This window comes from Saccharothrix sp. 6-C (genome assembly GCF_016695385.1).
GTDB lineage: Bacteria > Actinomycetota > Actinomycetes > Mycobacteriales > Pseudonocardiaceae > Actinosynnema > Actinosynnema texasense.
The window spans coordinates 3,103,275-3,113,449 of record NZ_CP064192.1; the positions used below are offsets into that span (position 1 = coordinate 3,103,275).

Consider the following 10,175-nt stretch of genomic DNA (forward strand, 5'->3'; position numbering starts at 1 on the left):
CGAGACGTGCGCCGGCGGTGTGCCCGTGCGGGGCGGCGCGAGCCGGCCCCGGAACGCGGCCGGATCGAGTAGGAGTCGACAATGGGAAACGCGATCGTGCAGCCGAGGTCGGGAGCGGGCGGCCGGTCCGCCCTCTACGCCGACGGCCCCTTCCCCGGCGACGCGGCGACCGCGACCGAGCTCGCGGAATCGGGCTTCGGCACGGTGATCCTCTGGAGCCTGCACGTCCACGAGAACGGCGACCTCTACTACAACGAGACGCCGATCGTGCAGGACGGGGGTTACTGCGTCGAGGACGACAGGTGGGCCGACTGGGTCAAGTCCTTGAAGACCGCGAAGGGGTCGAAGGTCGGCCGCGTCGAGATCTCGGTCGGTTCCTACGGCGCCGCGGACTGGGAGAACATCAAGAGCCTGATCGCGAAGCGCGGCGCCGACGGCGGGACCGGCCCCGACAGCATCCTGTGCCGCAACTTCAAGGCGCTGTTCGACAAGATCGGCGTCGACGCGCTCAACAGCGACGACGAATCGTGCTACGACGTGGACTCGACCGTGGAGTTCGCCAGGATGGCGAAGAGGATCGGGTACCGGAACTTCACCTTCGTGCCCTACGCGCGCATGGACTACTGGCGGGACGTCAGAGCGGAACTCGGCTCCCTGGTGGACCGGGTCTACTTGCAGTGCTACGCGGGCGGGACGGGCAACGACCCCGGGGAGTGGGCCGACGCCCTGGGCATGGCGGTGGACCCGGGGTTCTGGTGCAAGAACGGCGACGGCTGCGCCCAAGGCGACTCCCCGGCCGCGGTCGAGCAGAAGCTGACGGAGATGGGCCGGAAGACGCCGGTCCACGGCGGGTTCATGTGGTGCTACTCCGACATGCGGAAGTGCTCGACACCGGGGCAGACGGTCGCGGACTACGCGGCGGCGGTCAACTCCGCCACCGGCATCGGGAACATTGCGACCCCCGCCGCCACCGGCAAGCCCGGACGATGAGCGACGGCGGTCGCGCGGCGCCGTGAGCCGGGGGTCGAGCCCGCGGCGCCACGCCGGCCGTCGCAGACCAGGACCGCTGCCCGCCCTCGGCGCGAACGGTCGACCGGTGCCCGCGCGGCCCGCTCCTCGCCGGACACCGCCACCGAGGGCATCCACACCGCGGTCGTGCCGCCGCCCCCGGCCGCCGTCAGCGGCCGGGGGTTGCGGCGGTGAGGACGCGGGCCAGGCGCAGCGGCGCCCAGATCAGCAGGGCGAGGACGGCGACCAGCAGGTACTCGATGGCCGGGATGCGCACGACCTCGTCGAGCCGGTCCAGACCGCGCCACGTGTAGACGGCCGCGACCGCCACCGCGACCGTCCCGGCGGTCCACCAGCGGGCGGCCGCGGACAGCCCCACGCCGTGCACCTGGGTGATCAGGAAGATGCCGACGAAGCCGAACAGGAACATCGGCCAGACCCCGTCCGGTCCGGAGTTCATCACCGCGACCAGCGTGCCGTGCAGCGCCACCATCAGTTCCAGCGTGAGCGTCCACCACCGGTTGGTGTGGGCGGTGGTGAACACCAGGCTGCTCTGGAACAGCAGCAGGAACATGTAGAAGAACCCGATGAGGTGACCGCTGGTCGATTCCATCGGGTGGTACCAGAACGTGTAGATCGCGGCCCAGCTGAACAGGTAGCCGTGGTAGCGCCGCACGAAGTCCACGACGTCGGCCGGGATCGGGGCCCGCCTGCCGAAGAACAGCCCGCGCCGCTTGTTCTCCATCAGCAGCACGGCCACCAGCAGCAGCACGACGGAGCCCTGCGAGCTGAAGATCGACACGTCCTGGGCGGTGCCGTCGTAGAACACCTGGGTCTGGAGGGCGTGCAGGGCGATGAACGCGCCGTTGGCGGCGAGCGCGACGACGTTCACCCGGTGCAGGCCGCCGGTGTAGCGGCGGACCCTGGTCTGCGCGTAGTAGATGAGGCCCCAGGACACGACCTGGTGCGCCGCGTAGCCGGCCCACGCCGACGCGCGCGTCCAGAAGGTGGGCTCGGGCAGTTTCCAGTAGTACCAGGAGGCTCCCTGGTCGGGCAGCAGGGCGATCCCGTGCAGCCGCTGCCCGAGCAGCCACACCAGGCCGGTGAGCACGAGGCTCCCGACCACCCCGAGCACCAGCAGCCGACCACGACCACGCACAACGTTCAGCACGCTGAACATCATGACAAACGCTCAGCAGGCTGAACAACCGACCCCCGGGCTGCTCTGCGAAGATGGTGGCGTGGGCCAAGGGGACGAGCGGGAGGTGTCGCACCGGCCGGACCAGGTCCGCGCCGACGTCGACTCCTGGCCGACCGGGCGCCTGCTGTCGGTGGCCGCGCGCGTCGTGGAGAGCCGGTTCGACGAGGTGCTCAACGGCCTGGGCCTGACGCACGCGGGCCTGATCGCGCTGCACCACCTCGCCGACGGCCCGCTCGCCCAGCGCGAGCTGGCCACCCTGTGCAAGGTGACCGACCAGACGATGAGCCGCACCATCGAGCGCCTGGACCGCTCCGGCCACGTCACCCGCGCCGCCGACCCCCGCGACCGCCGCCGCACCCTGGTCGAGATCACCCCGACCGGCCGCGCCGTCCTGACCACCGCCCGCCGCGAGGAGCAGGAGTCGGAGTCGCTGCTCGGCGCGGTCGACGACTACGACCACTTCCGCCGCCAGCTGATCACCCTCATCACCGCCGCCACCGGACCACGCTGAACCCGCCCGGGACGGGCGGTCGGAGCCCGGCGCGGGGAGCAGTCGTGACCCGGCGGCGCTTCCTCGACGTCGCGGCGCCGGTCCGCGGTCAGTACCGTCGGGCGGTCGGTGTCGACCTCGGAGGGAAGTGCCATGCCGAAGTTCGTGACGATCGGGTACGGGGACCGGGAGGGGTACGACCGCACCGACGCGGCCGTGCGGGACGAGGCGCACGCGCACGACGCCCGCTTGCGCGCGATGGGGGTCGTCACGGGGATCGCGGGTTCGCCGATGCAGGTGCGCAACCCCGACGGCGCGGGCGTGACGGTGCGGAGCGGGGCGTTCCTGTCCTCGGACCTCCCGGTCGCCGGGTTCGCGATCATCGAAGCGGACACGGTGGAGGAGGCCGTCGAGCTCGCCTCGGCGACCCCCTGCGCGGTCGCGCACGGCGTGGTCGAGGTGTGGCCCTTGCAGGAGACGCCGTAGCGACCGGGCCGGCCGAAGGGTCAGGCGCGGCCGAGGAGGTGGCGGGCGGCCGGTAGGTCGCGGTGGCCCGTGAGGAAGTCCTGGACGGCGGTCTCGAACTCGTCGCTGTTCAGCGTGCCGTCACCGTTGTGGTCCAGGTCGCGCAGGGCGGCGATGACCTCGTGGCTGCGGGGGCTGCGGTCGAGCAGTCGGGTGTACTCGGCCGGCCGGACCTCGCCGTTGGCGTCGCGGTCGATCAGGCGCCGGATGGCGGCGGCCACGGCGCCGTAGCCGCGGTCCGGGTCGGGCGGGCCGGGGTAGCGGTCGCCGGCCTGGGCCGAGCGGTAGCCGTCGAGGGTGACGGCGCCGTCGGGTGGCGTGCCGGTGGCGGTGCACAGCTGCGCCCACCACGACCGGAAGGCGTCGTGGACGGCGGTCTCGTCGTCCTCGTCGAGGTCGAGGTGGGTGCTGAGCTCGCGGGCCATGGCCAGCAGGTCGCTCCACCGCAGCACGCCGTCGCCGCTCTGGTCCAGCACGGTGGTGAAGAACGACTCCGGGGTGGGCGCGACCCGGGACCGCGGCCGCACGTCGTCGGCCCTGATCGCCGCGGCGGCCAGCGGCAGGTAGCGCCACGGTTTGGGCAGCAGGTCGGAGGTCAGCCGGGCCGCCCGGTGCAGACCGGCCACGAGCAGGTCCGCGCCGGGCGCCACGGTCAGGCGCAGGCGTTCGCGGTACACCGCGGGCAGCGTGGCGACCGTGGCCTGGACGACGGCGGTGACCACGAGGTGCCGCAGCGGCGCCCAGACCAGCGCGGGGATCGGCAGGCCGGGCGGCGGCGGGACGCGGTGGATGCTGCCCGACAGCAGGTCGCGGACGGTCGCGTTGTCCTCCAGCACGTCGGCGACCATGCGGTCGAAGTAGTCGCGGAAGTCCTCGGGCGTGGCGGGCATGTCGTCCTCCGCCAGCCCGAACACCTGCCCCAGGCGTCGCCACTCGGCGTACAGGCGGGCGGTCTCCTCGGGGGACAGCGGATCGCCGCCCAACTGCTGCGCGGTGAGCACCGCGTCGTACAGGGTCAGGTGCACCCACGCCCGCGCCTGCACGTCAGCGGCGGTGAACGGCCTGCCGTGGTCGTCGGTGCCCTGCATCCGGCGGTGCAGGCGCTCCAGGCGGGCCAGCTCGCGACGCTGCTCCGAAGCGCTGCCGTAGACGTAGGTCTGCAGGCTCTCCAGCGTGCGGAACAGCCGCCGCCACGGGCGGGCGTTGTAGACGGAGAAGCGGCTCACGGCCGCGCCGATCGCCGGGTGGGCGGCCTGCAGCAGCAGCGACCGGTGGATCACCAGCAGCAGCCGCCACTGCCCGAGGCGGTCCCACGTGGCCGAGCCCGGTCCCGGCAGCACCTCGGCCGTCATCCGCCACCTCTCCGAACGGGTCCGCACCGCGGACCGGTCCCACGCTAGCGGCCCGCGCGCACGACGAGGACACGTTGCGTGACGAGTCCACCCGATGTGATGCCCCGCCCGGTCAGCCCGGCCCGGTCAGCCCCGCCCGGTCGGCCCGGCCCGGTCAGCCCAGCTCGGCCAGCCGGCCGGTGACCGGGGCGAGCACGCGTTCGACCCACTCGGCCTGGTCGCCGTCCGGTGACAGCACCATGACGGTGTCGACGCCCAGCTCCGCGTAGCCCGCCAGGGCCTTGGTGCACCCGTCGGCGTCTTCGGGCAGCGCCCCGAGGTGCACGACGGTCTTGCGGATCGCGTCGTAGTCGCGGTCGAGCGCGTCGCAGTGGCGGCGCAGCACGTCGAGCTTGTGGGGCACCTCGGCGGGGGAGGGGAGCAGGAAGTTGCAGGCGTCGGCGTAGCGGGCGACCAGCCGGAGGGTCTTCTGCTCGCCGTTGCCGCCGACCATGACCTCGGGGTGCGGCGCGCTCACCGGCGCGGGCGCGCACAGGGTCTCGGCCAGCCGGTAGTGCCTGCCCTCGAACGGGCCGTCGTCCGCCGGGTCCCACATCTGCAGGCAGATCCGCAGCGCTTCCTCCAGCCGCTCGAAGCGCTCGCCCAGCGGCGGGAACGGCACGCCCAGCCCCCGGTGCTCGCGCTCGTACCAGGCGGCGCCGATGCCCAGCGTGGCGCGACCGCCCGACAGCACGTCCAGCGTGGTGACGTTCTTCGCCAGCAGGCCCGGGTGGCGGTAGGTGACGCCGGTGACGAGCGCGCCGAGCCGGACGGTGGAGGTGTGCGCGGCGAGGAACCCCAGCGTCGTGTAGCTCTCCAGCATCGGGTCCTCGGGAGCGTCGTTCTGCTCCATCTGGAAGAAGTGGTCCATGACCGACAACCACGCCACGCCGGCCGCTTCGACCGCCGCGCCGGCGGCGGCCAGCTCGGGACCGAGCCGCGCCGCACCCTGGTTGAACCGGCTGATGTGCACACCCAGACGCACGTCGTGCTCCGTTCCTCGCCTGCTCCGCCGTCGACGGCCGCGACGCTAGCGGCTGGAGTGCGCTCCAGGTCAACTCGACGTGGCGCGCACGACCGCGTCCCTACGGGTGACCGATGGGCCGTCGCGGTGACGGCCCACCGGTGGTCACGCGCGGCGGCTCGGCGCGGCGCGCCCGCCACCTCGCGCACCGCCTTGGTCGGCTCCTGCACCAACCTGCGCGTCTGGTCGTCCGAATCGGGCCAGGTGGTCACCGACACGACGGGCACGGGTCCTCCCGCCGACCACCCCGCACGCAGTCGATGTCGTGGTGGCTGATCGAGAACTGCGTGGTGGTGATCTTGCACAGGCCGTCGGCGGCGCGGGCCGGGGAGACCGGCGCGATGGCCGGCGCCACGGTGATCCCCCTGGGGGCGATGGGGAATCGACCCGGCACGCCGTCCCGTTGGCCGCGCCGTAAAAACGTCCCCGGATACGTCACTCGATGGAGTATTCACTCGTTCGTGGTAATCCCATGCGGGGATGCCCAAGCTCGGTCCGGAGTTGGACGATGGGGCGGCCGAACGCGGCATTTTCCATTCTCGACCTGAACGCATTTCCGCCAGGGGGTAGATCATGACGGCAGCACACGTCGCCGTTTCCGTCGAGTCGGAGGCCACGGCGCGGTCCGGGGGAGGCCACGTCGCCGCCGGCTGGTTGGTCGAACCGACCCGGGTCGTCGTGCCCGACCCGCCGCCCGGCTTGCTGGACGGCAGCCTCGACGTCTCGGTCGTGCTCGCGGGGGCGGACGAAGGCCCGGTCGAGCGCATCCCGTCGACCGGGGTGAACGCCCTGCGGCTCGCCGGCGCCGAGTTCGCCGTGCTCGACCTCGCCTCCGCGTCCCGGCACGCGCCGAACGCGGTGATGCCCGAGCCGGTGGCGCTGGAGGCCGCGATCGCCGCCCACGGCGGTGACGTGCGCGCGGCGTTCGAAGCGGCCGGTTCCGTCGTGCCGGTGCCGCCGGGGTCCAAGGCGTGCGCGAAGCACAACATCGTCAACTGCGCTCGCTGCTCATGACGTGGAGGCGGTTCGCCCCGGCGGCCGCGGACGTCGCGCTCGCCCTGGGCGCGAGCGCGATGGACGTGGTGCTCTACTCGCACGTCCCGCTGCGGCCGGAGGAACCGGACTTCTGGTTCGCCCTGTGGTACCTGGGTCTGGTGTCCGCCGTGCTCGTGGCGCGGCGCCGGCACCCGATGGCGGTGTTCGTCGTGGTGCTGGCGGTGGCCGCGCTCGCCTCGCCCGTCAGCGGCTTCGCCTTCCGCCCCGAGATCGCGGTGTACCTCGCCCTGTTCACCGTCGCCGAGCGGTGCCGGGTGCGGGTCGCGGGCGTGGCGCTGGCCGGCGCGCTGCTCTACGCGTTCTCCACCTCCACGCCTGACCTGGACCCGGGCGGCCTGGAAGACGTCCTCGTGGACATCGCGGCGGCCGCGTACCTGACCTTGTTGCCGCTGTCGGTGTGGGCGACCGGCCGGTGGGTCCGGACCAGCCGGGAGCACGCGCGGGCGCTGGAGGAGAGGCGGCAGCTGGAGGCACGGCAGGCCGTCGCCGAGGAACGCGGCCGGATCGCGCGAGAGCTGCACGACGTGGTGTCCCACGCGGTCACCGTGATCGTGCTGCAAGCGGCGGGCGGGCGCCGGGTCCTCGACCGCGACCCGACCCGGGCCGCGCGCGCGTTCGACACGATCCAGCACCTGGGCGAGAACGCGATGGGGGAGCTGCGCCGGATGCTGGAGGTGCTGCGCGCCGAGGGCGAGCCGGCCGAGCCGCAGCCGGGAGCCGGCGACATCCCGGCCTTGCTGGACTCGTTCCGGGCGGCGGGCCTGCACGTCGAGTCGCGCGTCACCGGCGACCCGAGGCCGGTCGAGCCCGCGGTGGACCTCGCGGTGTACCGGGTGGTGCAGGAAGCCCTGACCAACGTCACCAAGCACGCGGGTCCGGGCGCGTCCGCCGAGGTGCTGCTGACCTGGACCGCGACCCAGGTCGAGATCCGGGTCGGCGACGCGGGCGGGCCCCGCGCCGCGCACCGCGGCCCGCTGTCCACCGGCCACGGCCTGATCGGCCTGCGCGAGCGGCTGGCCGCCCTCGGCGGCAGCCTGAGCACCGCGCGGACGCCCACCGGCGGGTTCCGGCTCGACGCCGTCCTGCCGCTCGACTCCGCCGGGCCGGCGGTGGACCAGCCGCCACCGGGGCCTGTCCGGCGTCCGGAGCCCGGCGTCCGCCCTCGTCGGGGACGTCTCGCCGAGAGCGGGCGGGTGGCGGTCGCCGGGGTGCGGACCCGTCCGGACGAGGAGGTCGAGACCCGGCGCCCGTGACGACCGGCGGGGCGGGTGACGTCGGCCGCACGCGCCGCCCGTCGGTCACCCGCCCGCCCGACGGGTCACCGACGAGGCCGGAAGTGGCGCTTTGTGATGTGGTTGCCGACGGCCGTGCCGAGCACGGCGCCGTCGACGTCCGCCGAGCGGAAGTGGATGCCCGCCCAGATGCGTGCGTCCACGACCTCGGCGGTCGCCTGCGAGAAGCGGTCGAAGTGCCGGGTGGTGCCGCTGTCGGGGCTGAACGCGCCGAAGGGGACGTCGTCGCGCCCGAAGAAGTGCGCGTACGCCGTCATCTGCGCGGCGGTGCGGCAGGTGTGGCCGGAGGGGTAGTCGGGGTTCGGCGGGGTGACGACCAGCGGCGTCCAGCCGGGGTCGCCCGCGGTGGCGGGGTTCCCGTCGGTGTCGGCGGACCGGATGGCGGTGATGGGCCGCCAGGAGTGCCAGAACTCCTTGTCGTTGGCGCAGGCGATCGCGCCGTCCGCGCCGGTGACGTCGGCCAGCGCGTAGAGGCGCGCGGTCTCCAACGGTCCGAGTCCCCGGGTGAGGGCGAGGTCCCGCTTCATCCCCCAGCTGACGGAACGCCGGTCGTGCCACCAGAGCGCCGCCTCGGTCTGGTCCGCCGTGCGGACGGCGCTCGTCGCCGAGCCCAGCCGCTTGACCTCGTCGACATCGCGGGCGTACGCGGGGCTCGTGACCGCCGGCGGCCCGGGGGTGCGGAACATCGTCGTGTCCGGGATGGCGAACGGCTTCAGGAAACCCACCCAGGCGCCCGTGTTCTCGAAACCCGGCGGGGTGGGGCGGTACCAGCCCGGCTCCGTGCCGACGGTCCACGGTCGGGGGTCGAAGGCGCCGTCGTCCTGCCGCGCCGCGACCATCGCGGTGGCGGCCTGGGCGCCGACCCGGACGCCGCCGTGCTTCGCCGGTCCCTCCGGGATGGCGGCGAGCCACTCGCGGTACTGCGCGCGCAGCCTTTCCCGCTGCGCGGGGAAGAGGGCGTCCAGCACCCGGTAGGCGGCGGTGCCGACCGCGGCGTCGGTCGACTCGCGTCCGTTGGCCCGCGGTGCGCCGAGGTAGGGCTCGTACGGCGTGCCGGCGATGGCGTTCACCGCGTCGTAGACCGCGACGCTGACCATCGCGAAACCGCGTCCGGCGACCTGCGGCGGCGACTGCTGCGCGACGTCCCAGATGGCGGTCTGCGCGTTGAGGTCCCAGACGACGACCGCGTTCGGCGCCGCGTCCGCGGCGGTGGCGACCTGCGGCACGAGTGTGAGCGGCACCGTCAGCGCGAGAGCCGCGAGAACCGTCATGACCATCGCCAACCCCGGTTGTAGGCGTAGCGCGTCGACACCGTCGCGGAAAGTATCGCCCCCCGTCCGGCAGGCGCAACACGAAGGCGCCGGACCCGGCCGGGCGGTCGCCGAGGAGGGGAACGCCCGCTCCGCACCGGCCGGGACGAAGAGCGTCTCGATTCCGCTCAGGTCGGCCGGCAGGGTCAGTCGCTCGGCGAGGGGGGAACCGGCCGGTCTTCTCCGGGTTGGTCAGGACGCACCCGACCAGTTCGCCGACCATGCCCGCCGCTCGCCATGCGGTGTGAAATGCCGAGAATCATCACCGGGCACGTCGAGCGGGCCGGCGGTCGTGGCGTGCTGTTCATGAATGTCCGGAGTGCTGTTCGCGCCGCGACGGCGTCGGGTGGTGAGTGGGGGTCGACGACGTGACCTGGTCGGCCCCGGAGGGCGAGCACCGGCCGGCCGGTCCGGACGGGTTGTCCGGAAGTGCGGCGACCCCGGCCGGGCGTATTTTCTTGGGGTAAATGATCTACCGGGCGGGTGGCGATTCCGTTATTGAGCGTTGAACGAATACCTCACGAAGTGGGATGCGCGGGTCGTGGGCGCGGTCCGGCACCTGCGGCAGGTCGTCCACAGTGGACTTCGGCGCGGCGGTTCCCGTTGGGCGCACGGCATCTGCGCCCGATTCGGCGGTACAGTGCCACCGGGCATGATTATCGGAATATGAACCGGGTCACACTCGGGAACTATTGTCGAGGCTTCGGGTTGGCGAAGTGCTTCGGGGGTTGCGAGCGGCGGAATCGATCTGGAATGTTGTGGGTCGGGGTGGCGTACGGGGGATGGGGCGAAATTAACCACGGTGTTACGTGCGCCGCGGCCACTCCTGGTTGATTAGCGACTCGCATCGGCAAAACGCGCACGGGGGTGCCTGGCTG

10 protein-coding genes are annotated in these 10,175 nt (G+C 73.1%); 5 read left to right on the plus strand and 5 right to left on the minus strand.

The genetic code is table 11. The features are described from left to right. Positions 1 to 81: 81 nt before the first annotated feature. Positions 82 to 990 carry a lysyl endopeptidase gene (locus tag IOD16_RS13605; protein WP_201440343.1) on the plus strand — a complete coding sequence of 303 codons (909 nt, stop codon included), beginning with the start codon at positions 82 to 84 and terminating at the stop codon, positions 988 to 990. A 187-nt stretch (positions 991 to 1,177) separates the two neighbouring features. Here the strand turns inward: IOD16_RS13605 and IOD16_RS13610 are convergent, their stop codons facing one another. Beyond that, positions 1,178 to 2,179, minus strand: coding sequence for a hypothetical protein (locus tag IOD16_RS13610; protein WP_201440344.1), 1,002 nt, complete (start codon positions 2,177 to 2,179; stop codon positions 1,178 to 1,180). Between the two features lie 70 nt (positions 2,180 to 2,249). On the opposite strand from IOD16_RS13610, the gene IOD16_RS13615 reads away from it, so the two are divergent. Beyond that, positions 2,250 to 2,720: a MarR family winged helix-turn-helix transcriptional regulator gene (locus IOD16_RS13615; RefSeq protein ID WP_236594957.1), complete on the plus strand. Its 471-nt coding sequence runs from the start codon at positions 2,250 to 2,252 to the stop codon at positions 2,718 to 2,720. 132 nt (positions 2,721 to 2,852) lie between these two features. Then, positions 2,853 to 3,185: a YciI family protein gene (locus IOD16_RS13620; protein ID WP_201440346.1), complete on the plus strand. Its 333-nt coding sequence runs from the start codon at positions 2,853 to 2,855 to the stop codon at positions 3,183 to 3,185. Positions 3,186 to 3,205: 20 nt separating this feature from the next. Here the strand turns inward: IOD16_RS13620 and IOD16_RS13625 are convergent, their stop codons facing one another. The 3 genes from IOD16_RS13625 to IOD16_RS13635 form a co-directional block, all read right to left on the minus strand. Continuing rightward, positions 3,206 to 4,576, minus strand: coding sequence for an oxygenase MpaB family protein (locus tag IOD16_RS13625; RefSeq protein WP_201440347.1), 1,371 nt, complete (start codon positions 4,574 to 4,576; stop codon positions 3,206 to 3,208). Positions 4,577 to 4,730: 154 nt separating this feature from the next. After that, complete coding sequence (locus IOD16_RS13630) at positions 4,731 to 5,600, minus strand: LLM class F420-dependent oxidoreductase (protein WP_442978102.1); 870 nt, start codon at positions 5,598 to 5,600, stop codon at positions 4,731 to 4,733. A gap of 247 nt (positions 5,601 to 5,847) precedes the next feature. Continuing rightward, the gene (locus IOD16_RS13635) at positions 5,848 to 5,994 is read right to left on the minus strand and encodes a hypothetical protein (RefSeq protein ID WP_201440348.1); all 147 of its coding nucleotides are present in this window, start codon (positions 5,992 to 5,994) and stop codon (positions 5,848 to 5,850) included. A 218-nt stretch (positions 5,995 to 6,212) separates the two neighbouring features. Here IOD16_RS13635 and IOD16_RS13640 point away from each other — a divergent pair, with 218 nt between their 5' ends. Continuing rightward, positions 6,213 to 6,653 (plus strand): hypothetical protein, encoded by a 441-nt coding sequence (locus IOD16_RS13640; protein WP_201440349.1) that lies wholly within the window; start codon positions 6,213 to 6,215, stop codon positions 6,651 to 6,653. Continuing rightward, the gene (locus tag IOD16_RS13645; RefSeq protein ID WP_201440350.1) at positions 6,650 to 7,948 is read left to right on the plus strand and encodes a sensor histidine kinase; all 1,299 of its coding nucleotides are present in this window, start codon (positions 6,650 to 6,652) and stop codon (positions 7,946 to 7,948) included. The genes IOD16_RS13640 and IOD16_RS13645 overlap by 4 nt, the downstream gene beginning before the upstream one ends. A 65-nt stretch (positions 7,949 to 8,013) precedes the next feature. Here IOD16_RS13645 and IOD16_RS13650 read toward each other — a convergent pair whose 3' ends face one another. Beyond that, entirely contained in the window at positions 8,014 to 9,258 is a 1,245-nt protein-coding gene (locus tag IOD16_RS13650) for a vanadium-dependent haloperoxidase (RefSeq protein ID WP_201440351.1), read from the minus strand. Positions 9,259 to 10,175: the final 917 nt, after the last annotated feature.